This window comes from Pseudonocardia adelaidensis (assembly GCF_039543345.1).
Classification (GTDB): domain Bacteria; phylum Actinomycetota; class Actinomycetes; order Mycobacteriales; family Pseudonocardiaceae; genus Pseudonocardia; species Pseudonocardia adelaidensis.
The window spans coordinates 63195-88537 of the sequence record NZ_BAABJO010000025.1; the positions used below are offsets into that span (position 1 = coordinate 63195).

Below are 25343 nucleotides of genomic sequence, written 5' to 3' on the forward strand. Positions count from 1 at the left end.
TTATCGGGTCTTCGGGGCGAACAGGCGGGCGATCAGGCGCGCCACCAGGTTCAGCAGCATGACGAGGATGATCAGCACGAGCGCCGCCGTCCACGCGCGGTCCAGCGACGGCTCCGGCGGGACCCCGGGCTGGGTGTACGAGTAGTAGGCGAACACGGGCAGCGTGGACATCCGGCCGTCGAACGGGTTGAGGTTCAGCCCTGTGGTGATGCCGACGGTGACGAGCAGCGGTGCCGTCTCACCGATGACACGGGCGATCGCGATCGTGACGCCGGACGCGATGCCCGCGATCGACGTGGGGATGACGACCTTGAGGATCGTGCGCCACTTCGGCACGCCCAGCGCGAACGCCGCCTCGCGCAGCTCGTTCGGCACGATCTTGAGCATCTCCTCGGTGGACCGGACGACCACCGGGATCATGAGCACCGACAGCGCGACGGCGCCGGCGAACCCGAGGCGCGCGCCCGGCCCGAGCAGCAGCGTGAACAGCGCGACGGCGAAGAGGCCCGCGACGATCGACGGGATGCCGGTCATGACGTCGACGAAGAACGTGATCGCGCGCGCGAGGCGGCCCTTCCCGTACTCCACCAGGTAGATGGCGGTGAGCGTGCCGACCGGGATCGACATCACGGCGGCGAGCAGCGTGATGATCAACGTGCCCATGATCGCGTGGTACGCGCCGCCGCCCTCGCCGACGATCCCGCGCATCGAGTTCGTGAAGAACTGGGCGTCGAACCGCGTGATGCCGTACCCGACGACGGTGATCACCACGCTGAACAGCGGGACGAGCGCGACGAGGAACGCCGAGGTGACGACGATCGTGACGAGCCGGTCCGTGGCCTTGCGCCTGCCCTCGACCACGCGGGAGAGCACGTAGAGGCCGACGGCGAACACGACGACGGTACCCACCACGAACAGCCCGACGCTGAAGCCCGTGATCGCGAGCAGCCCGCCGACGACGACCGCCGCGGCGCCGAGGGCGGCGGGTGTGGCCCAGCTCGGGAGCTGTCCCCGGCGTTCGAGCCCGCGCAGGTCGGGGGCGAGCTCGGTGGCGAGGTCGGAGCTGTGCCGATCGGTGTCGATGGACATCAGTTCGCTCCCGAGAACTCGCGACGCCGGTTGACGATGTAGCGGGCCAGCGAGTTGACCGCCAGCGTGACGAGGAACAGCACCAGGCCCGACGCGACGAGCGTGTTGTTCTCCAGGCCGGTGGCCTCCGGGAACTCGAGCGCGATGTTCGCCGCGATCGTGGCCGGGTTGCCGTTGCCGATCAGGTTGAAGGTGATGCCGCCCGACACGGACAGCACGATGGTGACCGCCATGGTCTCGCCGAGGGCCCGCCCGAGGCCGAGCATCGCCCCGCTGATGACCCCGGAGCGGCCGAACGGGATGACGGACATGCGGATCATCTCCCACCGGGTGGCGCCCAGCGCGAGTGCCGCTTCCTCGTGCAGCTTGGGCGTCTGCAGGAAGACCTCGCGCGACACCGCGGTGATGATCGGCAGGATCATGACCGCGAGCACCAGCCCGGCGACGAGCATCGTGCGCCCGGTGCTGGACACCGGACCCGCGAACAGCGGGATGAACCAGAGGTACTCGTTCAGCCACGTGGCGAGGCCGACCGAGGCCGGGGCGAGCACCAGGATCCCCCAGAGGCCGTACACGATGCTGGGCACGGCGGCCAGCAGGTCGACGAGGTACCCGAGGCCCTGCGCGATCCTCCGGGGCGCGTAGTGCGTGATGAACAGGGCGACGGCCACCGCCAGCGGGGTGGCCACCACCAGGGCGATGAGCGCCGCCACCAGCGTGCCGAACACGAGCGGGGCGATGTAGGCGACGAGGCCGTGGCCGCCGGGGATGTCCTCGGCGGGTGCGACCAGCGCCGGCACCGCTTCGACGATGAGGAAGGCCGCCACTCCGGCGAGGACGACCAGGATGAGGACACCGGCCGCCGTGGCCGAGCCCGAGAAGATGCGGTCGCCGCGCTGCACGACGGGCTTGTCGGGGACGGCGGATGGTGCGTCTGTGTCCGGGGCCGACCCCGGGCTGGTATCGGTGGTCACTTCGTCCCTTCCGGCGAAGCCGTGATCGGCTCGCAGGTGGCGCCGGAAAGCCCGGGCGGCACCATGGTGGCTGCTGCCCGGGCTCCCCGGCTACGTGATGACGGTTGCACTAGTGGCCTCCGCCGGAAGTCCGTTGGGTGAGTCGGTGGATCCAGGTTCTCGCTGGGTGCGCCGGACGGCGGCCCTCGTACCGGGCGTACTCGGGCCGCTGGCCGGTGCGGCCAGCGTGGGCCTGGGCCGCCGAATCATTCGGCGGACTTCCGGCGGGGGCCACCTAGCTCCCGGCGGAGATGGCGTCGACAGCGGGCTGGAACTGGCCCCGCTGCGCGTCGGTGATCGGCGCGCTGCCCGCGGCGTCGGCCGCCGCCTGCTGCCCCTCCTCGCTGATCACGTAGTTCAGGAAGGCGTGCACCACGCCACCCTGCGCCTGGTCCGCGTACGTCGTGCACGCGATCTGGTACGAGACCAGCACGATCGGGTAGTTGCCCGACTCCGTGGTGTCGCGGGCGAGGTCGATGGCGAAGTTGTACTTCCCCTTGCCCTCGACCCGCTGCGAGCTCTCGACGACGGCCGCGGCCGCCTCCGGCGTCGGCGGCACGAACTCGCTGCCGACCCCGACGGCCACCTTGCCCAGCTCGCCGGCCTGGCTCTCGTCGGCGTAGCCGATGGTGCCCTGGCCACCCTTGACGGCGTTGACCACGCCGGACGTGCCCTGAGCGGCCTCGCCGCCCTGGACCGGCCAGTCGCCGCTCGGCTCGTGCGGCCAGTCGGCGCCTGCGGCTGCCGCCAGATACTCGGTGAAGTTCTCGGTGGTGCCGGACTCGTCCGAGCGGTTCACCGGCGTGATCGCGGTGGCCGGCAGCTGCACCCCGGGGTTGTCGGCGGCGATCGCCGGGTCGTTCCAGGTGGTGATCTGGCGGTTGAAGATCTTGGCCACCGTGGCAGGCTTGAGCTTCAGATCGTTGACGCCCTGGAGGTTGTAGACCACCGCGATCGGCGAGATGTAGACCGGGATCTGGACCACGTTGTCGACGCCGCCGCAGCGCTGCTGCGCCTGCGGGAGCTCCTCGTCGTCCAGCGCGGCGTCGCTGCCGGCGAACTGCACGCCGCTGGCGACGAACTGGTCGCGCCCCGCGCCGGAACCGCTCGGGTCGTAGTTCACCGTGGCGTCCGGGGCCACGGAGTTGAAGGCCGCGATCCAGGCCTGCATGGCGGCCTGCTGCGAGCTCGCTCCGGCCCCGGAGATCTGACCGGAGACGTCACTCGTCGCCGGTGCGCCGCCACCCGCGGGCGGGGCCGCGGTCTCGTTGGCCGCGCCGCAGCCTGCCAGCAGGAGCGCGCCGCTGGCGGCGACGCCGACGGCGGCGAGTCGGGCACGAGAGCCGTGCCGCAGGGTGTTCACCTGTGTTCCTCCGTACGTGGGTTCCCGTGCAACGGGCACACGGCTCGGGGGCCGCTCGTCGCGAACGGTAGGTAAGGCCGGTGGACGCGCCCCGCCGTTCAGGTGAACGAAAGATGAACAGGCCTGCCGAGTGAGGCAATGCACTCACGCGGCGTCGATCGTGACCTGGCCGTGACCTGCGTCGACGTGATCAGCCGGATCGATGCCGTGGTTGCCGACGGGTGAACAGACCTCAGCGGCGGTACGAAACATCGGCCTGCCATCGGGTGAACCCGAGGCCGCCGTAGAGCCGCACGGCGGGAGTGTTGTCCGCCTCGACGTAGAGCAGGACGCGGGACAGACCGCGTTCCCGCAGGTGGCGGAGGCCGGCGAGGGTGAGCGCGACGCCCAGCCGCATGCCGCGCGCCGACGGGTCGACGCCCAGCACGTACACCTCGCCGATCGGGTCGGGACCGGCGTGCACCTTGGTCCAGTGGAACCCGAGCAGGCGGTCCGCCTCGTCGACCGCCAGCAGGAAACCTGCCGGGTCGAACCACGGCTCGGCCTCCCGCAACCGCAGCTGGGCACGGTCCCAGCCGCCCTGCTCCGGGTGCCAGTCGAACGCCGCGTTGTTGACGCGCAGGAACTCCTCGTCGTCCTGCCCCGGCACGAAGGAGCGCAGCCGCACACCCGGCGGCAGCTCCGGCTCCCCGATCGGCGCGAGCAGGCTGCGCCGCATCTGCCACAGCTCCCGTACCGGGGTGAAGCCGAGGCGGGCGGCGAGGGCCACCGCACCCGGGTGCTGGCCGTGCGCCCACACGCGCAGCTCACCCCCGGCCCGCGCCAGCACCTCCTCGACGATCCGCCTGCCGAGGCCCGCCCTGCGGTGGTCGGGGTGCACCACGAGCTCCGCGACACCGTCGGCCGTGTCGAGCTGGGCCACCCCGCGCAACGCGCCGCCCTCAAGGGCGAGCAGGTGTGCCGCGCCGGCGTCGGTGAGGTGCATCAGCACGTGCTCGCCGAGGGGCGCGGTGCCGTCGACGTCCGCGGCCGCTGCGGCGAGCGCCTCGACATCGGCGGCCTGCGCCGCGTCCAACCCGGCCCGCCACGACAGCTCGATCACCCGCACGACGCTACCCGGGACGCTCAGGGACGGCCCGCGACCTCGGAGGCCTGGCGCGGGACCCGGTCACCTTCCTCGTCGTCGCCGGGGGCGTCGTCGTCCAGGAGCCCGACCGGGGGCGTGCCGAGCGCGTGGCGGCTGGGACGGACGAACTTGTAGCCCACGTTGCGCACGGTGCCGATCATCTGCTCGTGCTCGGGGCCGAGCTTCGCGCGCAGGCGCCGGACGTGGACGTCGACGGTGCGGGTGCCGCCGAAGAAGTCGTAGCCCCACACCTCCTGCAGCAGCTGGGCACGGGTGAAGACCCGGCCCGCGTGCTGCGCGAGGTACTTGAGGAGCTCGAACTCCTTGTAGGTGAGCTCCAGGAGCCTGCCGCGCAACCGGGCGGCGTAGGTGGCCTCGTCGATGACGAGCTCGCCGAGCACGAGCGCGCCGCCGTCCCGGCCCGCGTCGGCGCCGGGCCGCGACCTCAGCAGCCTCAGCCGGGCGTCCACCTCGGCCGGGCCCGTGGTGGGCAGCAGGATCTCGTCGACCACCCACTCGCCCGACACGGCCACCAGCCCGCCCTCGGTGAGCACGGCGATGACGGGGACGTCCGTGCCGGTGCTGCCGAGCAGGCGGCACAGGCTGCGGGCCGCGACCAGGTCGGTGCGGGCGTCGACGAGGACGGCGTCGTGCGGGCCCGCGTCGAGCAGCGCCGCGACCTCGGGCGCCGCCGTCCGGATCCCGTGTGGGAGCAGGGTCAGGGCCGGTAGCACCGACCCGGGGTCGGGGTCGGCCGTCAGCAGCAGGAGTTCCACGTGGCGTGCCTCCTCTCCCACCGGGTACCGGGCCGCCCGCTGCGGCCGCCTCCAGACGATTCACGGCGGGCAGCGACGACGCACCGTTCACACCCGCGTGACCCGGCGGGAACACCACACGCGGATCGATGCAGGATAACCGGGTGGGGGTCGATCACACGAGCCGCGCGGCGCAGGTCACGCCAGTGCCGATCACCGCCACCTCCGCCGACGGGATCGCGCTCGCGGGTGTGCACCTCGCCGGGCAGGCACCGGCGGGCGGCACCGCGCTGGTGGTCGCGCACGCGTTCACCCACCACGTCCGGCACCCGATCACGCGCAAACTGCTCGCGGCGCTCGCCACCGAGGCACCCGTCGTCGCCTTCGACATGCGCGGCCACGGCCGCTCAGGAGGCCGCAACACCGTCGGCGACCGGGAGCTGCTCGATCTCGACGCCGCCGTCTCCGCCGCGCGCGCCCTCGGCTACGAGCGGGTGGCCACGATCGGGTTCTCCCTCGGCGCCGCGGTGGCCCTGCGCCAGGCCGTGAGCGGGGCCGACCGGCCGGACGCCGTGGCGGCCGTGAGCTCCCCCGCCCGCTGGTACTCGCGGGAGACCGCGGCCATGCGCCGCGTGCACTGGCTGCTCGAGCAGCCGCACGGCCGGCTCGCCGCCCGCGCGATCGGGGTGCGCCTGGACGGCGGGTGGGAGGTCGTCCCGCCCTCTCCGGTCGAGGTCGTCGCCCACATCGAGGTGCCTCTGCTGCTCGTCCACATCGCCGGTGACCGCTACTTCTCCGCGGCGCACGCACGCACGCTCGCCACGGCGTCCCGGGATCGGGCCGAGCTGTGGGAGGAGCCGGGCGACGGGCACGGGGAGAGCGGCACCCACCCCGGGCTCGCCCGCCGGATCGCCCGATGGGCGCTCGCGTCGTCCGCCCCCCGGTGACGGGCGAGAAGGGGCTCGCTCTACCGTCGAAGCCTTCACCCCGGCAGAGCGCCGGGCCGCAAGGTCGGAGGTCGGATGAGGCGCCTGGTCATCGCGCTGCTCGTCCTGGTCGGACTGTTCATCGCCGTGGACTACGGAGCCGCCGCGCTCGCCGAGTCCGCGGTGTCGCGCCAGATGCGCGACCAGATCGGGCTCGTCGACGATCCCTCGGTGCGGATCAACGGCTTCCCGTTCCTCACGCAGGCGATCTCCGGGCAGTACTCCAGCGTGGACGTCGAGGCCACCCACATCCGCGTGGGCGAGCTGCAGGAGCTGGGCGTCCGCGCGCAGCTGCGCGACGTCACCGCCCCACTGCCGATGCTTCTCGGGTCGGGCCCGAAGTCGCTGTCCGTGAAGGCCGTAGAGGGCACCGTCCAGATCCCCGCCTCCGACGTGGAGCGGCTCGTCCCCGGCATCGAGAAGCTCCGCATCGAGAACGTCGACGACTACGCGCTCGAGCAGGTCGTCGTCGACGAGGGCGCCGACAAGTCGCTCCGCACGATCGACCCGGAGAACGCCGTCCGCCTCGTCGGCACCGCCTCGATGCTCGGCGAGAAGGCGGAGGTGTCGGTGATCGCGGTGCTCGAGCTGGTGGACGGGCAGGCCCGGATCACCCCGCGCGACATCCGGCTCGGCGGCAGCGACGCGGACCCGCTCCCCCCGGCCGTGCAGCGCACGCTGCAGCAGCAGTTCACGCTGCGGATCGACCCCGGCGCCCTCCCGCTCGCGGCCACTCCGACGAAGCTGCGCGCCGTCGGCGGTGCGCTCGAGATCAGCGGCTACGCCGACGACCTCACCCTCGGCGGCAACGCGGTGTCCGCCACCGGGTAGTGACCTGCTCCGCATCCGCACTGCCCAGCGGGCCCATCCTCGGTTACCCTCACCAGCGTGTTCTGGCCGCTGACCCGTCGCCGCGCAGTTGACCTGTGCCGCGTCGGCAGCTGCCTGTGTCGCGCCTCCTGAGCATTCGCGTCGTCCACGCACCCCTCAGGAGCATCTGCATGTCCGCACCACCGCACCCGTCTGCCGTGCCCCGCGCCGGCAGCGTCGTCGCGCCCGCCCAAGATCGCACCACCGACATCCAGGGAGCTACCGCATGAGCCGCCAGGACGTCCTGGTCACCGCCGACTGGGCCGAGAAGAACCTCGGCACCGACGGCATCGTCTTCCTCGAGGTCGACGAGGACACCACCGCCTACGACGGCGGCCACCTGCCCGGCGCCGTCAAGGTCAACTGGACCACCGAGCTGCAGGACCCGGTGCGCCGCGACATCGTCGACAAGGACCAGTTCGCGCAGCTGCTGTCGGCCAAGGGCGTGAGCAACGACGACACCGTCGTGCTCTACGGCGGCAACAACAACTGGTTCGCCGCCTACGCCTACTGGCAGTTCAAGCTGTACGGGCACGCCGACGTCAAGCTGCTCGACGGCGGCCGCAAGAAGTGGGAGCTCGACGGCCGCACGCTCACCACGGACGTCCCGGAGCGCACCACCACCACCTACACCGCGAAGGACCCGGACCTGTCGATCCGCGCCTTCCGCGACGAGGTCGTCGACTCGATCGGCAAGAAGAACCTGGTCGACGTGCGCTCGCCCGACGAGTTCTCCGGCAAGATCCTCGCGCCCGCCCACCTGCCGCAGGAGCAGTCGCAGCGGCCCGGCCACGTGCCGTCCGCGATCAACATCCCGTGGAGCAAGGCGGCGAACGAGGACGGCACCTTCAAGTCCGACGAGGAGCTCGCGAAGCTCTACGCGGAGGAGGGCTACGAGGCCGGCAAGCCCACCATCGCCTACTGCCGCATCGGCGAGCGCAGCTCCCACACCTGGGTGGTGCTGCACGAGCTGCTCGGCTACGGCGACGTCAAGAACTACGACGGCAGCTGGACCGAGTACGGCTCCCTGATCGGCGTGCCGATCGAGCTGGGCGCGCCCGCGAAGAAGGCCTCCTGATGTGCGGGGCACCCGACCAGGCGGTCGCGCTCCCGCCCGGCACCGATCTGACCAAGGAGACGGTCCTCACCGGCCGCGTCGTCGCAGGCGGCGCACCGGTCGGTGGCGCCTTCGTGCGGCTGCTGGACGGCACGGGTGAGTTCACCGCGGAGGTGGTGGCGTCGGAGGCCGGGCAGTTCCGGTTCTTCGCCGCCCCCGGCACCTGGACCGTCCGCGCGCTCTCCCGGGTGGGCACGGGCCAGGCCGAGCTGAGGGCCGACGGTCCCGGCGTGCACCGGGCGGAGATCGCGCTCGCGTAGGCGCCCCGGGTTGCAGCAAAGCCACTTCCATGCAACGTGCTTGCGTGAAAGTGGCTTTGCTGCGACCGGGTAGGGTGCGGCCGGTGCAGTGGTTGTTCACCGGCGTGCTCCTCGCCTCCTGCGGAGGGATCGTCGCCTTCACCGGTTACCTGCTTCGCAGGCTCTTCACCACGGCCCCCGCCGAGCCCGAGGAGTCGAGGCCGTGAGCGGGGACGAGCTGCCGGGCACCATCACCGGCCCGGCGAACGCCGCCCCCGACTCCCCGCAGCGCAACCGGCCGCGGTTCGACGACCTGCCGGTCCCGGACGACACGGCGAACCTGCGGGAGGGCCCCGACCTGCACGAGCTGTGCATCGGGCTGCTCCCGCTCGTCGGGGTGTGGCGGGGCACCGGGGAGGTCGTCTACCCGACGATCGACGGCCCGTACAGCTACGGGCAGCAGATCGTATTCGCCCATGACGGCCGCCCGTTCCTCTCCTACGAGGCCAAGGCGTGGCTGCTCGGCCCGGACGGCGAGGTGCTGCGGCCCGCCGCACGCGAGACCGGATTCTGGCGGCCGCAGCCCGACGGCGAGCTCGAGGTGCTGATCACCCATGCCACCGGGATCACCGAGATCTTCTACGGCCGTGCGCGCAACCTCACCTCGTGGGAGATCGAGACCGACGCGGTGGTGCGCACGGCGTCCGCGAAGGAGGTCGTGGGCTCCCACCGCCTGTACGGGCTGGTGGAAGGCGGCGACCTCGCCTACGTGGACGAGCGGGCGATGATGGGCCAACCCCTGCAACCGCACCTCTCGGCGCGCCTCAACCGCATCGCCGGTTAGCCCGTCCCGCCGCTCCCGGGCGGCACGACGGCCCTCAGGCCTGCTGCTCCGCAGGCGCGGGGCTCAGCAGGGCCTCCACCTCCGGCAGCGGCATCCGCGCCAGGCGGGCCATCTGGTCCGGGCGCAGGCCCGCCGCGGCCAGCCGGTGCAGCACGTCACGCAGGGCCGACCGCTCCGAGCGCACGGCGTCGGACAGGCGGTCGAGCTCGCGCAGGCAGCTCTCCAGCTCGACGGTGGCTCCGACGGCCCGCTCGGGATCGTCCAACAGCACGGCGAGCAGCCGGTCGCGCGCGTCGGGGGCCGGCCCGTCCTGCCGCGCCACGCCGTCCTCGTCGGAGCGGGGGGCCGGTACGTCGGCGGGGTCGGGGTCGGCCGGGACGGGCGCGGCGGGCGGCGTCCACGCGGCGGCCGCGAGGCCCGCTGCCGCCGCCGCGGCGGGGGCCTCGCCGTCGGAACCCGGCTCGGGCACCTGCCGCTCCTCGGGAGGCCGGCCGTCCCCGTCCGGCACCTGCTCGGGAGCGTCGGACGGGCGGTCGCCGTTCGTCCCGTGCGCCACGGGCGCGACCCACCCGTTGCCGCTCACGTCCGGGCCGGGCTCGTCGACGACGGGCGTCCTGACCTCGTGGTCAGGCGTCGCCGGCACGGCCAGCCCGACACCCTCGGGGTCCGTCGTCGCGGCCGGGTCGACGCCGTCGACGTCCCGGGTGGGAACGGGCTCGGGGCGCTCGGGCTCCGGCTGGGCCACCGCGCTCTCGTCGGCCCCCGGCGGCGGGCCTACCGGCCGCTGGGCGGAGGAGGCGCCGGTGCGGCTCGCGGCCGCGCGCACGGCGAACGCCTGCGCCACCGCGGCGGCCACGGTGCGTCCGGAACCGGCCTGGTGCGAGCGTGACGGCACCGCGGGCATCCCGGCAGCGGGGGTCCACGCCGCCGGGACATGATCGTCGCCGGCGGGCGGCTGCACGCTCGAGGAGACCTCCACCGGGTGGGGCGGCGCGGCCGCCGGCACGGGGGCGACCACGGGCTGGGGCGCGGGCGGCGCAGCGGGCTCGGGCTCCGGCGCGGCCACCGGCTGGGGCGCGGGCGGCGCAGCGGGCTCGGGCTCCGGCGCGGCAGGCGCGGGCACGGGTTCCGCCTGCGGCACGTACGGCTGCGCGACCGGGCCGTCCGCGGGCGCGGTGGCGGCGTACGGGCCCGACGGTGCCGCGGGCTGCTGCGGCATGCGCATGTCCGGTGGCACCCGGGTGGGCCGGCTCGCCGGCTTCCGCCTGCGAGCGATCTCCACCACGAGGATCACCGCACCGACGAGCACTGCGCCCACACCCAGCATGACCAGCGCGGACGCCGACAGGGGCAGCTGCATGGTTGCGAACCGTACGCCCTTTGAGCGCACGCTGCGCAACAACGATCACCCGGAGCGTGACGCCGATGCGGAGCGGTCGGCGCGCTCCGCGCCGGTTCCGGCTTGCCCGGAACCCTGCCGTCCGGACTCGCCGGAACCACCCTGCGCGTCCCGGCGCGGCTCGGGCCGCGCGCCGTCCGGACGCGGGTCGGACGCAGGCCGAGGCGGGTTGCCCGTGGTCGACGGGCCGGATCCGGCGCCGTTGGCGGGCTTGTCGCTCGGGCGCGGCGGCGCCACCTGCGACGGCGGGATGGTCGGGACGAGAGCGGTGCGGTCCCCGGGCGCCCGCGCGGGCGGCCGCTGTTCACCGTTCCCACGCTCCGCCCGATCGGATGACCCCCGGAACAGGTCACCGCCCTCCTGGGCACCCGGCCGGCGCTGATCGGCGGGGGGCCGGGCGGCGGAGGAGGTGCCTTGGCCGGACGGGCGCGCACCCGACGCCTGCTGTGCCCCTCCGGCCTGCTGACCGGGCCCGTTGCCTCCCGGGCCGCTTCCGTGGGACGCGCCGGGCTGTGGCCCGCCGGGCCGCTGCCCGGAGCCGTTGCCGCCGCCCGACGGGTTGGCACCCTGGCTCGACCCCGGCCCGTTCGTCCGGGGAGGGGACGGCGAAGCGGAGGCCGGCCCGTTCGCGCGCGGGCCCGCCTGCTGCCCTGGCGCGTTCGCCCCCTGGTTGGGGTTCTGGCCCGACCCGCTCGGCCGCTGGGCCGGGGAGCTCCCGCCCGCGCCTGCCGGTGGGGCCCCGCTCGCGGCCGGACGGGACGCGCCGGGGCCGCTCGGGTTCTGCCCCGGACGGCCCGGTGCGGCGGACCCGGGCTGCTGCCACGATCCGCCGGCGGGCGGTGCGGTGGAGGGCCGGGAACCGGCCTGGGACTTCCCGACCGGCGTGGGTCCGCCGCCGGCGGGGGCGGCGGGCGGCTGCGCGGGTGCCTGCCCGATGGGCGGGACCTTCGGTGCCGCCCGGGTGACCCCGTCTGCGGGAACGGGGCGCCCGCCGCCCGCGTCCGGCTTGCCGGCATCGGCGGCCGCACGTGCCGGAGCCTGGCCCTGTGCCTCGGTCGACGGGCGCGGCCGAGGGGTGGGGCTGGCGGGCGGCCGTGCCCCGGGCGGCGCCTGCGCCGGCCGCTGCGACGAGGGCTGCGACGAGGGCTGCGACGAGGGCTGCGACAACGACTGGGACGACTGCGGCGCAGAACCACCCGATCGAGTGTTCCCCGAGGGCTGCGGCGCGGGCGCCGGGCCGGCCTGCCGGTTGCCCGACGATGGCTGGGCAGAGGGCTGGCCGGAGGGGTTGGCGGCGGGCTGCTGCGCCGGGGACTGCTGCTGCGCCGACTGCTGCGACGGCGACTGGGGCTGCGAGGGCGACTGGGGCTTGCCCGGGCTCGGCTTCGCCGCGCCCGGGGAGGCCGAGGCGCCCGGGCGGCCGCTGTCGCTCCTGTTGAGGTCGAGCCGGCCGGTGGGAGCCGCGAGCATGCCCTCGAGCTGCCCGCGCATGCGGGTGAGCTCCTTCAGGAGGGCGTCGCGCTGCCGCACCAGGTCGGCGAGCTGCGCGCGGACCTTCTCCTCCTCGGCCCGCGCGGCCGCCCTGGCCTTGTTGCGGATCTCGGCGGCCTCCTCCTCCGCGGCCTGCAGGATGCTCTGCATGCGGTCGGTGAAGCTGCCGACGACGTCGGGGGCCTCGCCGGCCCGCTGCGGCGGCTGGCCGGGCTGTGGCGGCCGCGGCGCGGGTCGGGGACCGCCGGCGGCGGGCACGCCACCCGGCGGGGACACGAGCGGAAGTGGATGGCTGCGCGCCATCTCGAGGTCGGCGCGCATCCGCGACACCACGCGCTGCAGGCGGGCCACGTGCTCATCGACCTGCTTGCGGTCGTAACCCCGGAGGACGACGTCGAAATTGGGGGCACCGAGCGCGCCCGCATCACTCGTCATCCGTGGTCCCTCCCGAGCGTCAGAGCCCTTCCACCCGCCGAGGGTAGGTAGGTCCAGGCTCCCAAACCTGGTCGTTCACCCTGACGGAGCATACCGACGGAACCCGATCCTCGGGTATCGGAGCGCGCAACCCCTGCTTCGTCCACCCCGACACACCGGACGCCCGAGCGCCTACCATCGGCTCGGTGGACACCACGTCGGGATCCGTGGAGAGCGGGCCGGCCGCGCTCCGCCGCACCCTGCACCAACGCGGCCTGCGCATGACGCCACAGCGCCAGCTCGTGCTCGACGCCGTGCGCGATCTCGGGCACGCCACCCCCGAACAGATCTGCGCGCAGGTGCAACAGGCGGCGCCCGCCGTCAACATCACCACGGTGTACCGCACGCTCGACCTGCTCGAGCGCATCGGGATGGTCCGCCACACCCACCTCGGCCACGGCGCGCCGACGTACTCGGAGCAGGAGCACCAGCACGTCCACCTGGTCTGCCACTCGTGCGGCTCCGTCACCGAGTCCCCCACCGATCTGATGGACGGCCTCGCGGAGCGGTTGCTCGCCGAGTCCGACTTCGCGCTCGACGCCTCCCACGTCGCGCTGTCCGGGCAGTGCCGCAACTGCCGCGACGCCGAGGAGGACCAGCGGTGACGGAGCTGCCTGGAGCCACCACCGACCGGGGCGTCCCCGCGCACCGGGGCGACCCCTTCGCCGAGCAGCGGGCCATGAGCCGGGGCGCCGCCGTCGTCGACCGCGGCCACCGCGGCGTCATCGCGGTCACCGGGCCGGAGCGGCTCGCGTGGCTGCACCTGCTGCTCACCCAGCACGTCAGCGAGCTGCCGGCCGACACGGGCACCGAGGCGCTCGTGCTGGACATCAACGGGCGGGTGCTGCACCACATGGTGGTGGCGCACACCGCCGATGCGGTGTTCCTCGACACCGAGCCGGGCGACGTGCCGGAGCTGCTCGAGTACCTCCGGAAGATGGTGTTCTGGTCCAAGGTCGAGCCGCGCGACGCCACGGCGGAGCTCGCCGTGCTGAGCCTCGTCGGCCCGGACACCCCCGGCGTGCTGGCGAAGGCGGGTGTCACCGTCCCGGACCGCCCGCACGGCGTGCTCGGCCTGCCCGAGGATGTGTTCGACAAGCGCGGAGCGGGCCGCCCGGAGCAGCCGGGACCCGCTGGATCAGGCGGCGGGTTCGTCCGGCGCATGGACTGGCCCGGCACCGACGCCGCCGACCTGCTGGTGCCCCGCGACGCGCAGGCCGCGTGGTGGGAGCGGCTCACCGCAGCAGGCGCCCGCGCGGCCGGCAGCGTCGCCTTCGAGGCGTTGCGCGTCGAGGCGCTGCGGCCCCGGCTGCACGTCGACACCGACGAGCGCACCATCCCGCACGAGGTGGGCTGGATCGGGTCGGCCGTGCACCTGACGAAGGGCTGCTACCGCGGCCAGGAGACGGTGGCCCGCGTGGCCAACCTCGGGCGGCCGCCGCGGCGCCTCGTGCTGCTGCACCTCGACGCGGGAGACGAGACCCTGCCCGTGCCGGGCGACCCGGTGCTGCGCGACGGCCGCGCCGTCGGCCGCGTCGGCACCGTGGTGCTGCACCACGAGCTGGGCCCGGTGGCACTGGCACTGGTGAAACGCAACGTCCCGATGGACGCCGAGCTGACAGCGGGCGAGGACGACCGGATCGCCCCGGCGGCGATCGACCCGGCGAGCGTCCCGCCGGAGGGGGACGCGCCACCCCCCGGCCGCGCCGCCCAGCTCCGCGGCGGCCTCCGCTAGCACTTCGCACATCCAGTACGGACTTCGCACGAGGCCGGCCTCGTGTGAAGTCCGTACTGCGTGTGCGAAGTCTCAGCCGTCTCACCTTTTGGGAGATCTATCCCGGATTTCGGTACGCCGCCTTATCGTCGGGCCATGGGTTCAGGGCCTCGGTACCGGTGGGTCGTGCTCCTCGTCGGCACGGCGGCGCAGGCCGCCACCGCCTACTTCCTCGGGCTCGCGGCCGTCACGCCCGCCCTGCGTGAGCACTACGGGCTGGGCATCGCGGGCGTCGGCGTGCTCATCGGGCTCGCCTCCGCGGGCCTGATCCCGACGCTCATGGCGTGGGGCAGCGCCGCCGACCGGTTCGGCGAGCGCTGGGTGATGGCGTCCGGCCTGCTCGGGGCGGCCGTCGCGCTCGGCGTCCTCTCGCTCGTCGACCACCCGGTGGCCGCGGGTGTCCTGCTCGTCGTGGCCGGGGGCTGCGGCGCGAGCGTCAACGCCGCCAGCGGACGGGCGGTGCTCACCTGGTTCCCGGCGACGGGGCGCGGCACGGCGATGGCGATCCGGCAGACCGCGGTGCCCGTGGGGGCGGCGATCGCGGCCGTGGCGCTGCCGCCGATCGCGGACGCCGGCGGGGTCCCCGCGGTGTTCGCGGCGCTGGCCGTCACCTGCCTCGCCGCGGCGGCGGCCGTCGCCGCGTTCATCCGCGAACCGCCGGACCGGCCCGTCCGGTCGGCGCAGCAGACGGCCCGGGCCCGCGAGGTGCTGGCCGACCGGCGGCTGCAGCTGCTGAGCCTGGCCGGGCTGCTGCTCGTGGTGCCGCAGTTCCTCGGCTCGGTGTTCCTGGTGGAGGTGCTGCACGGAGGGGCAGGCCTCTCCCTGCCGGTCGCCGGGGTGCTGCTGGGCCTCACCCAGGTGCTGGGGGCCGCCGGGCGGCTCGCGAACGGCGCGTGGTCGGACCGCGTGCACAGCAGGATCGGCCCGCTGCGGATCGTCGCGCTCGCGGTGGCCGCGGGCTTCGCACTGGCCGCCGTGCTGCGGCCCGGCCCGGCCGTACTGCTCGCCGCCGTCCTCGTGCCGGCCGCCGCGCTCGCGATCAGCTGGAACGGGCTCGTGTTCACCGCGGCGGGCGAGCTGGCCCCGAACGGGCGCGCCGCCACCGCCATGGCCATGTCGAACACCGCCAACTACGCCTCCGGCGCCCTCACCCCCGCCCTCGGCGGGCTCGTGGCCGACCTGGCGGGCTGGTCGGCGATGCTCGCGATGGGCGCTGTCGCCGCGCTCAGCGCCCTCGTCATGCTGCGCCACCTGGTGGAACCCGCGGCGGAGCCACTGCCCCGGTGACCGCGCGGACGTCCACCCGAACGTGTGATGGCTGCGCGGGTGGACGCGCGCGACGCTGGGGTGCGGACCCGCTGGTGCCAGCCCAGCGGGTGAGCTCACACGCGTGCGGCGTCACATCACCGGTGCCACGTCGCACTCCTGCCGGTTCGCAAGGTACGGTGAACACCAGGAGATTGATGAGATGAATGGGGCCGCCGAGACATCCGGCCGCCCCTTCCCTGTTGTAAGGGGGACCAGCCATGGGGCGCGGACGAGCCAAGGCCAAGCAGACGAAGGTGGCCCGTCAGCTCAAGTACAGCTCCCCCACCATGGACCTCGACGCGCTGCAGCGCGAGATCGGGAGTGCGGCACCCCGCAACGGTGAGGCGGAGGACGACTACACCGATCCCTACGCTCCGGTCGAGGACGACGAGGACGAGGCTCCGCAGCGGCGCTACCGCTGAGGCGGGGTCGCCCGCAGCCCGGTGGGGGGCGGCGCGGGTGAGGGGTCAGCTGGTGAGTGTGAGCGCGAAGGAGTACCGGCTCGCGCGATAGATGTGCGAGCCGTACTCCACCGCACGACCGCCGGCGTCCCACGCTGTGCGCGTCATCGTCAGCACGGGGGCACCCCGCGTGTCGTCGAGGAGCCGGGCTTCGGCTGCCGTCGCCGCGCGAGCGCCTACCACCTGGTCGGCCATCCGCGGCACGTAGCCCGCTGCGCGCAGGAGCTCGTAGAGCCCGCGCGTCGCGAGGTCGTCGCCGCGCAGCGGGAGCACGTCCACCGGCACCGCGTTGTGCATGAGCGCGAGCGGTTCGCCGTCCGCGAACCGGATCCGCTCGAACCAGGTCACCTCGGTGCCCTCGGGAACGCCGAGAGCCTCGGCGACGTGGTCGGGCGCGGGGCGGACCTCGAGGTGGCGGATCCGCGTGGTGGGCTGCTTGCCCGACTTCGCCAGGTCGTCGTACAGGCTGGAGAGCTCCACGGGCCTGCGCACCTTCGGGTGCACGATCTGGGTGCCGATGCCGCGTTTGCGCACGAGCACGCCGCGCTCCACCAGGTACTGGATCGCACGGCGCACGGTGGGGCGCGACACCGCCATCCGCTCGGCGAGCTCCACCTCGTTCTCCAACCGGCCGCCGACCGGTAGCTGCCCGCCCTCGATGAGCTGTTCGAGCCTGCCCGCCACCTGGAAGTAGAGCGGCACCGGGCTGGTGCGGTCGAGCGCCGGGACCTCCACACCCATCTCCTACGACGTCGGATATGTCCTGACAAACTGTTGACAGGTATGGCGCGTCAGAGTACACCTGAGCCGCGTGTCCGGGGTCACCTGCGGCACGGACTCGAAGGGGAGGCGGATGGCGGGGTTCGAGGTACTCACCATGGGCCGGATCGGCGTGGACGTGTACCCGCTGCAGGCCGGGGTGTCGCTGCGCGAGGTGCAGACGTTCGGCAAGTACCTCGGGGGCAGCGCCACGAACGTGGCGGTCGCCGCGGCGCGCCACGGCCGGCGCAGCGCGGTGATCAGCCGGACCGGGCAGGACCCGTTCGGCGAGTTCATCCACGACGCGCTGCGCGGCTTCGGGGTGGACGACCGGTTCGTCACGCCGGTCCCGCACCTGCCGACGCCGGTGACGTTCTGCGAGATCTTCCCGCCCGACGACTTCCCGCTGTACTTCTACCGCTTCCCCAAGGCGCCCGATCTGGAGATCCACACCGACGAGCTGGACATGGACGCCGTGCGCGATGCGGGTGTCTTCTGGGTGACCGGCACCGGGTTGTCGCAGGAGCCCAGCCGCCAGGCCACGCTCGCCGCGCTGCGGGCGCGGGACAGGTCCGGGATCACCGTGTTCGACCTCGACTACCGTCCGATGTTCTGGCCCTCCCGCGAGGAGGCCCGCCGCTGGTACCAGGAGGCACTGCCCCACGTCACGGTCGCCGTCGGCAACCTCGACGAGTGCGAGACCGCGGTCGGCACGCGCGACCCGGATGCGGCGGCGAAGGCGCTGCACGCGGCGGGCGTGGAGCTCGCGGTCGTGAAGCAGGGGCCGGCGGGGGTGCTCGCCTCCGACGGGACCACGCAGGCCGTCGTGCCGCCGGTGCCGGTCGAGGTGGTCAACGGCCTGGGCGCGGGCGACGCGTTCGGCGGCGCGCTCTGCCACGCCCTGCTGTCCGGCTGGGACCTGGAGCGCGCGATGCTGTTCTGCAACGCGGCGGGGGCGATCGTCGCGGGCCGGCTGGCCTGCGCGGAGGCCATGCCCACGACCGACGAGGTCGAGGCCGTGCTCGGGGAGGCCGTCGGTGCTGGCTGAGTGGAGCTCCGCGGAGCGAACAGACAGAGCTGATCGTCTGCAGGAACTCGTCGAGCTCCGCGTGCGGCGCCCGGAGGCCGTGGCCGAGGCCGCGCGGCGCCGGCGCAGGCCCGACTCGCTGCTCGGCGAGCACGGCAGGCTCATGATGATCGCCGCCGACCACCCGGCCCGCGGCGCGCTGCGGGCGGGCGACCGGCCGCTCGCGATGGCCGACCGCGGCGACCTGCTCGACCGGCTGTGCCTCGCGCTGTCGCGGCCCGGCGTCAACGGCGTGCTCGGCACCCCGGACGTCCTCGACGACCTGCTGCTGCTCGGGGCGCTCGACGGCAAGGTCGTGATCGGCTCGATGAACCGCGGCGGCCTCGCCGGCACCGCCTTCGAGATCGACGACCGGTTCACCGCCTTCGACGCGGCGAGCATCGCCTCGGCCCGCTACGAGGGCGGCAAGATGCTGGCGCGCATCGACCCGGAGGACCGGGCGACCGCCGCCACCCTCGAGTCCTGCGGCCGGGCGGTGAGCGATCTGGCCGCGCACCGCCTGATGGCGATGGTGGAGCCGTTCATCTCCCACCGGGTGGACGGCCGGGTGCGCAACGAGCTCACGGCCGAGGCCATGACGCGCGCCTCGACGGTGGCGGCGGGCCTCGGCAACACGTCGGCCTACACCTGGCTGAAGGTCCCGATCGTCGAGGAGATGGAACGGGCGATGGCCGCCACCACCCTGCCTGCGCTGATCCTCGGCGGCGAGGTCGCGGACGACCAGGACGCCGCGTTCGCGAGCTGGAGCAAGGCGCTCGCCCTGCCCACCGTGAAGGGCCTGGTGATCGGACGCTCCCTGCTCTACCCGCCCGGCGACGACGTCGCTGCGGCCGTCGACACCGCGGTGGGGCTGCTGTGACGAACCCTTCTGGGAACGACTACGTCGTCCGCGCCGGCAAGACGGCCGAGGGCCCGTTCTCGCTGGTGGTGAGCCCGGAGACGGCCGGCTGGACCTACAGCTCGCTGCGGGTGCTCGAGCTGCAGCCCGGTACCGGCGCCACGTTCGCCACCGGCGAGGACGAGACGATCGTGCTCCCGCTCTCGGGTGGTTGCCGGGTGGAGTGCGACGGCGAGACGTTCGACATCACCGGCCGCCGTAGCGTCTTCTCCCGCGTGAGCGACTTCGCGTACGTGCCACGGGACGCCGAAGTCACCGTGTCGTCCGCGGGGGGTGGACGGTTCGCCCTCCCCGCTGCCAGGGCCACGCGGCGGTTGCCCGCGCGCTACGGGCCGGCCGAGGGCGTGTCGGTGGAGCTGCGCGGCGCGGGCCAGGCCAGCAGGCAGGTCAACAACTTCTGCAACCCGCAGACGTTCGACGCCGACAAGCTGATCGCCGTCGAGGTGCTCACCCCGGGGGCCAACTGGTCGTCCTTCCCGCCGCACAAGCACGACGAGGAGCGCGCGGGCGAGGCCCAGCTGGAGGAGGTCTACTACTTCGAGGTGGACCGCGACGGGCCCGCCTACCAGCGCGTCTACACCTCCGGCCCGGGCCGGGAGATCGACGTCTGCGCCGAGGTGCGCAGCGGCGACACGGTGCTCATCCCCCACGGCTGGCACGGCCCGTCGATGGCCACGCCCGGCTACGACCTCTACTACCTCAACGTCATGGCCGGCCCGAGCCCCGACCGGGCCTGGCTGATCTGTGACGACCCGGCGCACGCCTGGGTGCGCGGCACCTGGGAGGACCAGGAGATCGACCCGCGACTCCCGCTGACGACGACGGAGGAGAAGGACGTGAGCGAGCTTGCGAGCTCACCATTGGACACAGCATCGCCGGATAGGGCGACGAGCGTCAGCGAGGAGCAATGATCCGGCTCACCGTGGCCCAAGCGGTCGTGCGGTTCCTCGCGAACCAGTACAGCGAGCGCGACGGCACGTCGCACCGGCTGGTGCCGGGCTGCTTCGGGATCTTCGGTCACGGCAACGTGGCCGGGCTCGGGCAGGCGCTGCTGGAAGCCACGCGCACCGGCGTCGACCTGCCCTACCACCTGGCCCGCAACGAGCAGGGCATGGTGCACACCGCTGTCGGCTACGCCCGGATGCGCAACCGCCTCCAGGCCATGGCCTGCACCGCGTCGATCGGACCGGGCTCCACGAACATGATCACCGGTGCCGCGCTGGCCACCACCAACCGGATCCCGGTGCTGCTGCTGCCGTCCGACGTGTTCGCCACCCGCGTGGCCAACCCGGTGCTGCAGGAGCTGGAGGACCCGCGCACCTATGACATCTCGGTCAACGACGCGTTCCGCCCGGTCTCCCGTTTCTTCGACCGGGTGTGGCGGCCGGAGCAGCTGCCGTCGGCGCTACTGGGCGCGATGCGGGTGCTCACCGACCCGGCCGAGACCGGCGCCGTGACGATCGCGCTGCCGCAGGACGTGCAGGCGGAGGCCTACGACTGGCCAGACGAGCTGTTCGCGCCGCGGGTGTGGCACATCCCGCGCCCGGTGCCGGAGCCGGCCGCACTCGCGCGGGCCGTCGAGCTGATCCGCTCGGCGGAGCGCCCGCTCGTCGTCGCGGGCGGCGGGGTCCACTACAGCGAGGCCACCGACGCGCTGCGCCGCTTCGCCGAGGTCACCGGCATCCCGGTCGGGGACACCCAGGCCGGCAAGGGCGCGCTGCTGTGGGACCACCCGCAGGCCGTGGGCGGCGTCGGATCCACCGGCTCGCCGGTGGCGAACGCGCTCGCTCGCGAGGCCGACGTCGTGATCGGTATCGGCACCCGCTACAGCGACTTCACCACCGCCTCCCGCACGGCGTTCCAGAACCCGGGCGTGCACTTCGTCAACCTCAACGCCGCGGCGTTCGACGCGGCCAAGCACGCGGGCGAGATGCTCGTCGCGGACGCCCGCGCCGGGCTGGAGGCCCTCACCGAGGCCCTCACCGGCTACCGGTGCTCCTCCACCTGGGACACCACCGCCTGGAACCGCACGGTCGACGAGGCCTTCCACCTGGGCCACCAGCCGCTCCCGGCGCAGACCGAGGTGCTGGGCACGCTGAACGAGGAGATGGCGCCGACGGACGTGGTCGTGCAGGCGGCCGGGTCGATGCCCGGTGACCTGCAGATGCTGTGGCGCGCCCGGGACGCGAAGCAGTACCACGTGGAGTACGCCTACTCCTGCATGGGCTACGAGATCGCCGGCGCGTTGGGGATCAAGATGGCGGCCCCGGACCGCGAGGTGTTCGCCCTGGTCGGCGACGGGTCGTACCTGATGATGGCGAGCGAGATCGTCACCGCGGTCTCCGAGGGGATCAAGCTCAACCTCGTCATCGTGCAGAACCACGGGTTCGCCTCGATCGGCGCGCTGTCGGAGTCGGTGGGATCGCAGCGGTTCGGCACCTCGTACCGCTACCGCAACCCCGACACCGGCCTGCTCGACGGGCAGCCGCTTCCGGTCGACCTGGCCGCCAACGCCGAGAGCCTCGGCGCCGACGTCATCCGGGTGCGGACGATCGAGGAGTTCCGCGCGGCGATCGCCCGCTCCCGCGCGTCCGATCGCACGACCGCGATCCACATCGAGACCGACCCCCTGGCCCCGGCGCCCGACTCGGAGAACTGGTGGGACGTTCCGGTGGCCGAGGTCGCGCAGCTCGACACCACCACCGCCGCCCGCAAGACCTACGAGGCGCACAAGGCTGACCAGCGCCCGCTGATCGGAGGCAACCCTCGATGAGGACCGTCACGCACTGGATCGGCGGCAAGCCCGCCACCGGCGAGTCCACCCGCACGGGGCCGGTCTGGAACCCGGCCACGGGCGAGCAGCAGGCGGAGGTGCTGCTCGCGAGCCGCGCGGACGTCGACGCCGCCGTGCAGGCCGCGGTCGCGGCGTTCGCGGGCTGGTCGCAGTCGTCGCTCTCGAACCGGACGAAGATCCTCTTCAACTTCCGGGAGCTGGTGAACGCCCGCACCCAGGAGCTGGCGGAGATCATCTCCGACGAGCACGGCAAGGTCGTCTCGGACGCCCGGGGCGAGGTGCAGCGCGGCCTCGAGGTGATCGAGTTCGCCTGCGGGATCCCGACCCTGCTCAAGGGCGACTACTCCGACCAGGTCTCCTCCGGAGTCGACCTGTTCTCGTTCCGCAGCCCTCTGGGTGTCTGCGCCGGGATCACGCCGTTCAACTTCCCGGCCATGGTGCCCATGTGGATGCACCCGGTCGCGATCGCCTGCGGCAACACGTTCGTGCTCAAGCCCAGCGAACGCGACCCGAGCGCGTCGCAGCTGGTAGCCGAGCTGTGGGCCGAGGCGGGCCTGCCCGACGGCGTGTTCAACGTGGTGCACGGCGACAAGGAGGCCGTCGACGCGCTGCTCGACCACCCGGACGTGGCCGCGGTGTCGTTCGTCGGGTCCACACCGATCGCGAAGTACATCCACGAGCGCGGCACCGGGACCGGCAAGCGCGTGCAGGCCCTCGGCGGGGCGAAGAACCACGCCGTCGTGCTGCCGGACGCCCCCATCGACTACGCGTCCGACCACCTCGTCGCGGCCGCGTTCGGCTCTGCGGGCGAGCGCTGCATGGCGATCTCCGCCACGGTCGCCGTCGGCGGCGCGGCCGACGAGCTGGTGGCCGCGGTCAGCGAGAAGGCCCGTGCCGTCAAGGTCGGCCCGGGGCGCGAGCCCGACAGCGAGATGGGCCCGGTCGTCACCGCCGCCGCGAAGGAGCGGATCGTCGGGCTGATCGGCAGCGGTGCCGACCAGGGCGCCGAGCTCGCCGTCGACGGCCGCGGGCTCACCGTGCCCGGCCACGAGAACGGCTTCTTCGTCGGCCCCACGGTGATCGACCGCGTGGCGCCCGAGATGGACGTCTACCGCGAGGAGATCTTCGGCCCGGTGCTGTCGGTCGTGCGGGCCGACGACGTGGACGCCGCGATCGCGCTGATCAACTCCAACCCGTACGGCAACGGCACCGCGATCTTCACCTCGTCCGGCGAGGCGGCGCGGCGGTTCCAGCGCGGCGTCAACGTCGGGATGATCGGCATCAACGTGCCGATCCCGGTGCCGATGGCCTACTACTCCTTCGGTGGCTGGAAGGACTCGCTGTTCGGCGACAAGCACATCCACGGGCCGGAGGGCGTGTCGTTCTACACGCGCGCGAAGGTCGTGACGTCCCGGTGGCCGCACGTGGAGCACGCCACCGGCGCCAGCTACCACTTCCCGACGGCGACCTGATCATGGCCAGCCTGCACCGGCTCACCCTCGGCACCGCGCCCGACTCCTGGGGCGTGTGGTTCCCGTCCGACCCGAAGCAGGTCGGCTGGCAGCAGTACCTCGACGAGATCGCGCAGGCCGGCTACCTGTGGACCGAGCTGGGCCCGTCCGGCTTCCTCCCGCAGGACCCGGCACGGCTGCGCGACGAGCTGGACGCCCGTGGCCTGCGGGTCTGCGGCGGCACGATCTTCGCCGGGCTGCACCGCGGGGCCGAGGCGCTCGATGACGCCGTCGAGGCGTGCAGCCGGGAGTCGCGCCTGCTCACCGCCCTGGGCGCGCGCCACCTCGTGCTGCTCCCGGAGCAGTACACGGACATGCACACCGGTACCGCCGTCCAGTCCGGCGACATCGACCCCGACCAGTGGAAGAACCTCACCACCGGCTACGACCGGCTCGGGAAGCACCTGCAGGAGGAGTTCGGCGTCGACCTCGTCTTCCACCCGCACGCCGACACCCACGTCGACACCCAGGAGCGGGTGGAGCGGTTCCTCGCCGACACCGACCCGCGGTTCGTGAACCTGTGCCTGGACACCGGGCACATCTCCTACTGCGGCGGCGACAACATCGCGATCGTCCAGCGGTTCCCGGATCGGATCCGCTACGTCCACCTCAAGCAGGTCGACCCGGCGGCGCGGCAGCGGGTCCGGGCCGAGAAGCTCTCGCTCGCCGAGGCCGTGCCGCTCGGGGTGATGGTCGAGCCGCCCTACGGCGAGCCCGACATGCCCCCGCTGCTCGACGCGCTCGCCGCACTGGACGCCGACCTGTTCGCGGTGGTCGAGCAGGACCTCTACCCGGTCGAACCGCACATCCCACTGCCGATCGGGGCCCGGACCGCGGGGTACTTCCGGGGCTGCGGCCTCGGGCCCGTCCGGCGATGGCCCTACTGACGGGGCCTACCGACCCAACCCAGCCCGCCGCTCCGGCCGGCTCTCGCACTGGAAGGAAACTCAAAGATGAGTACCAGGAAGACGATGCGCGCACTGGCGGTGGCCGGGGCGCTCGGCATCGCGCTGGCTGCGTGCAGCAGCCAGGGCGGGGCGCAGCAGGAACAGGGCGGCGGCGGCCCGGCGGGTGGCAACGTCGGCGGCGAGCGCTACACGATCGCGATGATCACCCACGAGCAGCCGGGTGACACCTTCTGGGACCGGATCCGGGCGGGCGCGGAGGACGCGGCGCGCGCGAACAACGTCGAGCTGAAGTACTCGAACGCGCAGGCGGGGCCCGAGCAGGCGACGCTCGTCCAGAACGCGATCGACAGCCAGGTCGACGGCATCGCCGTGACGCTCGCGTACGTCGAGCAGGTCGGTCCGGCCGCCAAGGCCGCGGCCGACCGCGGGATCCCGACCGTCGCCTTCAACGCGGGCAAGGACCAGTACCAGCAGTTCGGGGCGAAGATGTACTTCGGCTCCGACGAGGACCTCGCCGGGCAGGCCGCCGGGCAGCGCCTGGCCCAGGACGGCGCGCAGAAGGCGATCTGCGTGATCCAGGAGCAGGGCCACGTCGCGCTCGAGGCCCGCTGTGCGGGCGTCAAGAAGACCTTCCCGAACACCGAGGTCCTGTACGTCCAGGGCACGGACATGGCCTCGGTGCGCTCGACGATCGGCGCCAAGCTGCAGGAGGACCCGTCGATCACCCACATCGTGACGCTGGGTGCCCCGTTCGCGCTCACCGCGCTCCAGTCCGTGGCCGACGCCGGGAGCAAGGCGAAGGTCGCGACGTTCGACCTGAACGTCGACGCGGCGAAGGCGATCCAGGACGGCAAGATCATGTTCGCGATCGACCAGCAGCCCTACGTGCAGGGCTACATGGCCGTGACGTCGCTGTGGCTGAACCTGTCCAACGGCAACGACATCGGGGGCGGCGGCCCGGTGCTCACCGGCCCGTCCTTCGTCGACAAGTCCAACATCGACCAGATCGTGACCTACGCGCAGAACAACAAGCGCTAGCCCCTTCCAGGGGGAGCCGGCGGCCCGGCTCCCCCTGCC

Annotated in this window: 26 protein-coding genes; 18 read left to right on the plus strand and 8 right to left on the minus strand. The window is 73.4% G+C overall.

What is annotated here, in order from left to right:
• From pstA to ABEA81_RS28485, 5 genes are all read right to left on the minus strand, one after another.
• A complete protein-coding gene (gene pstA, locus ABEA81_RS28465; RefSeq protein WP_345608994.1) occupies nt 1-1089 on the minus strand; it encodes a phosphate ABC transporter permease PstA in 1089 nt (362 codons plus the stop codon).
• On the minus strand, nt 1089-2063 hold the full coding sequence (gene pstC, locus ABEA81_RS28470) for a phosphate ABC transporter permease subunit PstC (RefSeq protein ID WP_425570696.1): 975 nt from the start codon (nt 2061-2063) through the stop codon (nt 1089-1091). The genes pstA and pstC overlap by 1 nt, the downstream gene beginning before the upstream one ends.
• A 274-nt stretch (nt 2064-2337) precedes the next feature.
• On the minus strand, nt 2338-3456 hold the full coding sequence (pstS, locus tag ABEA81_RS28475) for a phosphate ABC transporter substrate-binding protein PstS (protein ID WP_425570706.1): 1119 nt from the start codon (nt 3454-3456) through the stop codon (nt 2338-2340).
• A 241-nt stretch (nt 3457-3697) separates the two neighbouring features.
• A complete protein-coding gene (gene mshD / locus ABEA81_RS28480; protein WP_425570698.1) occupies nt 3698-4567 on the minus strand; it encodes a mycothiol synthase in 870 nt (289 codons plus the stop codon).
• Between the two features lie 23 nt (nt 4568-4590).
• The gene (locus ABEA81_RS28485; RefSeq protein WP_345608998.1) at nt 4591-5367 is read right to left on the minus strand and encodes a winged helix-turn-helix transcriptional regulator; all 777 of its coding nucleotides are present in this window, start codon (nt 5365-5367) and stop codon (nt 4591-4593) included.
• Nucleotides 5368-5510: 143 nt separating this feature from the next.
• Between ABEA81_RS28485 and ABEA81_RS28490 the strand changes: the two genes are divergently transcribed.
• The 7 genes from ABEA81_RS28490 (at nt 5511) to ABEA81_RS28515 (ending at nt 9402) form a co-directional block, all read left to right on the plus strand.
• The gene (locus ABEA81_RS28490; RefSeq protein WP_345609000.1) at nt 5511-6293 is read left to right on the plus strand and encodes an alpha/beta hydrolase; all 783 of its coding nucleotides are present in this window, start codon (nt 5511-5513) and stop codon (nt 6291-6293) included.
• A 75-nt stretch (nt 6294-6368) separates the two neighbouring features.
• Complete coding sequence (locus ABEA81_RS28495) at nt 6369-7163, plus strand: LmeA family phospholipid-binding protein (RefSeq protein ID WP_345609002.1); 795 nt, start codon at nt 6369-6371, stop codon at nt 7161-7163.
• Nucleotides 7164-7220: 57 nt separating this feature from the next.
• Nucleotides 7221-7295, plus strand: a complete 75-nt coding sequence (locus ABEA81_RS42770) for a putative leader peptide (protein WP_370645493.1) — start codon at nt 7221-7223, stop codon at nt 7293-7295.
• Between the two features lie 133 nt (nt 7296-7428).
• Complete coding sequence (locus ABEA81_RS28500) at nt 7429-8280, plus strand: sulfurtransferase (RefSeq protein WP_345609004.1); 852 nt, start codon at nt 7429-7431, stop codon at nt 8278-8280.
• On the plus strand, nt 8280-8579 hold the full coding sequence (locus ABEA81_RS28505) for a DUF1416 domain-containing protein (RefSeq protein ID WP_345609006.1): 300 nt from the start codon (nt 8280-8282) through the stop codon (nt 8577-8579). Before ABEA81_RS28500 ends, ABEA81_RS28505 begins: the two co-directional genes overlap by 1 nt.
• 83 nt (nt 8580-8662) lie before the next feature.
• Entirely contained in the window at nt 8663-8785 is a 123-nt protein-coding gene (locus ABEA81_RS28510; protein WP_345609008.1) for a hypothetical protein, read from the plus strand.
• Nucleotides 8782-9402, plus strand: a complete 621-nt coding sequence (locus ABEA81_RS28515; RefSeq protein WP_425570700.1) for a heme-binding beta-barrel domain-containing protein — start codon at nt 8782-8784, stop codon at nt 9400-9402. Before ABEA81_RS28510 ends, ABEA81_RS28515 begins: the two co-directional genes overlap by 4 nt.
• A gap of 34 nt (nt 9403-9436) precedes the next feature.
• Here the strand turns inward: ABEA81_RS28515 and ABEA81_RS28520 are convergent, their stop codons facing one another.
• Both ABEA81_RS28520 and ABEA81_RS28525 read right to left on the minus strand, forming a co-directional pair.
• The gene (locus ABEA81_RS28520) at nt 9437-10762 is read right to left on the minus strand and encodes a hypothetical protein (RefSeq protein WP_345609010.1); all 1326 of its coding nucleotides are present in this window, start codon (nt 10760-10762) and stop codon (nt 9437-9439) included.
• 45 nt (nt 10763-10807) lie between these two features.
• On the minus strand, nt 10808-12727 hold the full coding sequence (locus ABEA81_RS28525) for a hypothetical protein (protein ID WP_345609012.1): 1920 nt from the start codon (nt 12725-12727) through the stop codon (nt 10808-10810).
• A 260-nt stretch (nt 12728-12987) separates the two neighbouring features.
• On the opposite strand from ABEA81_RS28525, the gene ABEA81_RS28530 reads away from it, so the two are divergent.
• From ABEA81_RS28530 to ABEA81_RS28545, 4 genes are all read left to right on the plus strand, one after another.
• Entirely contained in the window at nt 12988-13371 is a 384-nt protein-coding gene (locus tag ABEA81_RS28530) for a Fur family transcriptional regulator (protein ID WP_345609132.1), read from the plus strand.
• Nucleotides 13368-14501 carry a CAF17-like 4Fe-4S cluster assembly/insertion protein YgfZ gene (ygfZ, locus tag ABEA81_RS28535; RefSeq protein ID WP_345609014.1) on the plus strand — a complete coding sequence of 378 codons (1134 nt, stop codon included), beginning with the start codon at nt 13368-13370 and terminating at the stop codon, nt 14499-14501. Before ABEA81_RS28530 ends, ygfZ begins: the two co-directional genes overlap by 4 nt.
• 135 nt (nt 14502-14636) lie before the next feature.
• Nucleotides 14637-15827, plus strand: coding sequence for an MFS transporter (locus tag ABEA81_RS28540; RefSeq protein WP_345609016.1), 1191 nt, complete (start codon nt 14637-14639; stop codon nt 15825-15827).
• Between the two features lie 239 nt (nt 15828-16066).
• Nucleotides 16067-16270: a DUF3073 domain-containing protein gene (locus ABEA81_RS28545; RefSeq protein WP_345609018.1), complete on the plus strand. Its 204-nt coding sequence runs from the start codon at nt 16067-16069 to the stop codon at nt 16268-16270.
• 45 nt (nt 16271-16315) lie between these two features.
• Here ABEA81_RS28545 and ABEA81_RS28550 read toward each other — a convergent pair whose 3' ends face one another.
• Complete coding sequence (locus tag ABEA81_RS28550) at nt 16316-17044, minus strand: GntR family transcriptional regulator (protein WP_345609020.1); 729 nt, start codon at nt 17042-17044, stop codon at nt 16316-16318.
• A 118-nt stretch (nt 17045-17162) separates the two neighbouring features.
• On the opposite strand from ABEA81_RS28550, the gene iolC reads away from it, so the two are divergent.
• The 7 genes from iolC to ABEA81_RS28585 all read left to right on the plus strand — a co-directional run bounded on the left by iolC (nt 17163) and on the right by ABEA81_RS28585 (nt 25304).
• A complete protein-coding gene (gene iolC / locus ABEA81_RS28555; protein ID WP_345609022.1) occupies nt 17163-18116 on the plus strand; it encodes a 5-dehydro-2-deoxygluconokinase in 954 nt (317 codons plus the stop codon).
• A gap of 37 nt (nt 18117-18153) precedes the next feature.
• Nucleotides 18154-19014, plus strand: a complete 861-nt coding sequence (locus ABEA81_RS28560; RefSeq protein ID WP_425570707.1) for a Cgl0159 family (beta/alpha)8-fold protein — start codon at nt 18154-18156, stop codon at nt 19012-19014.
• Nucleotides 19011-19964 (plus strand): 5-deoxy-glucuronate isomerase, encoded by a 954-nt coding sequence (gene iolB, locus ABEA81_RS28565; RefSeq protein ID WP_345609026.1) that lies wholly within the window; start codon nt 19011-19013, stop codon nt 19962-19964. The genes ABEA81_RS28560 and iolB overlap by 4 nt, the downstream gene beginning before the upstream one ends.
• Nucleotides 19961-21826, plus strand: a complete 1866-nt coding sequence (iolD, locus tag ABEA81_RS28570) for a 3D-(3,5/4)-trihydroxycyclohexane-1,2-dione acylhydrolase (decyclizing) (protein ID WP_345609028.1) — start codon at nt 19961-19963, stop codon at nt 21824-21826. Before iolB ends, iolD begins: the two co-directional genes overlap by 4 nt.
• Complete coding sequence (locus ABEA81_RS28575) at nt 21823-23319, plus strand: CoA-acylating methylmalonate-semialdehyde dehydrogenase (protein ID WP_345609030.1); 1497 nt, start codon at nt 21823-21825, stop codon at nt 23317-23319. The genes iolD and ABEA81_RS28575 overlap by 4 nt, the downstream gene beginning before the upstream one ends.
• A 2-nt stretch (nt 23320-23321) precedes the next feature.
• Entirely contained in the window at nt 23322-24245 is a 924-nt protein-coding gene (locus ABEA81_RS28580; RefSeq protein ID WP_345609032.1) for a TIM barrel protein, read from the plus strand.
• A gap of 66 nt (nt 24246-24311) precedes the next feature.
• The gene (locus tag ABEA81_RS28585; protein ID WP_345609034.1) at nt 24312-25304 is read left to right on the plus strand and encodes a substrate-binding domain-containing protein; all 993 of its coding nucleotides are present in this window, start codon (nt 24312-24314) and stop codon (nt 25302-25304) included.
• The last annotated feature ends 39 nt before the right edge of the window (nt 25305-25343 follow it).

What these genes read in the sequence shown, in the direction of transcription:
- pstA (WP_345608994.1), bottom strand. Translation starts at nt 1,089, where the DNA reads ATGTCCATCGACACCGATCGGCACAGCTCCGACCTCGCCACCGAGCTC.
- ABEA81_RS28495 (WP_345609002.1), top strand. Translation starts at nt 6,369, where the DNA reads ATGAGGCGCCTGGTCATCGCGCTGCTCGTCCTGGTCGGACTGTTCATC.
- ABEA81_RS28500 (WP_345609004.1), top strand. Translation starts at nt 7,429, where the DNA reads ATGAGCCGCCAGGACGTCCTGGTCACCGCCGACTGGGCCGAGAAGAAC.
- ABEA81_RS28505 (WP_345609006.1), top strand. Translation starts at nt 8,280, where the DNA reads ATGTGCGGGGCACCCGACCAGGCGGTCGCGCTCCCGCCCGGCACCGAT.
- ABEA81_RS28520 (WP_345609010.1), bottom strand. Translation starts at nt 10,762, where the DNA reads ATGCAGCTGCCCCTGTCGGCGTCCGCGCTGGTCATGCTGGGTGTGGGC.
- ABEA81_RS28525 (WP_345609012.1), bottom strand. Translation starts at nt 12,727, where the DNA reads ATGACGAGTGATGCGGGCGCGCTCGGTGCCCCCAATTTCGACGTCGTC.
- ABEA81_RS28530 (WP_345609132.1), top strand. Translation starts at nt 12,988, where the DNA reads ATGACGCCACAGCGCCAGCTCGTGCTCGACGCCGTGCGCGATCTCGGG.
- ABEA81_RS28540 (WP_345609016.1), top strand. Translation starts at nt 14,637, where the DNA reads ATGGGTTCAGGGCCTCGGTACCGGTGGGTCGTGCTCCTCGTCGGCACG.
- ABEA81_RS28545 (WP_345609018.1), top strand. Translation starts at nt 16,067, where the DNA reads ATGGGGCGCGGACGAGCCAAGGCCAAGCAGACGAAGGTGGCCCGTCAG.
- iolC (WP_345609022.1), top strand. Translation starts at nt 17,163, where the DNA reads ATGGCGGGGTTCGAGGTACTCACCATGGGCCGGATCGGCGTGGACGTG.
- iolD (WP_345609028.1), top strand. Translation starts at nt 19,961, where the DNA reads ATGATCCGGCTCACCGTGGCCCAAGCGGTCGTGCGGTTCCTCGCGAAC.
- ABEA81_RS28575 (WP_345609030.1), top strand. Translation starts at nt 21,823, where the DNA reads ATGAGGACCGTCACGCACTGGATCGGCGGCAAGCCCGCCACCGGCGAG.
- ABEA81_RS28580 (WP_345609032.1), top strand. Translation starts at nt 23,322, where the DNA reads ATGGCCAGCCTGCACCGGCTCACCCTCGGCACCGCGCCCGACTCCTGG.
- ABEA81_RS28585 (WP_345609034.1), top strand. Translation starts at nt 24,312, where the DNA reads ATGAGTACCAGGAAGACGATGCGCGCACTGGCGGTGGCCGGGGCGCTC.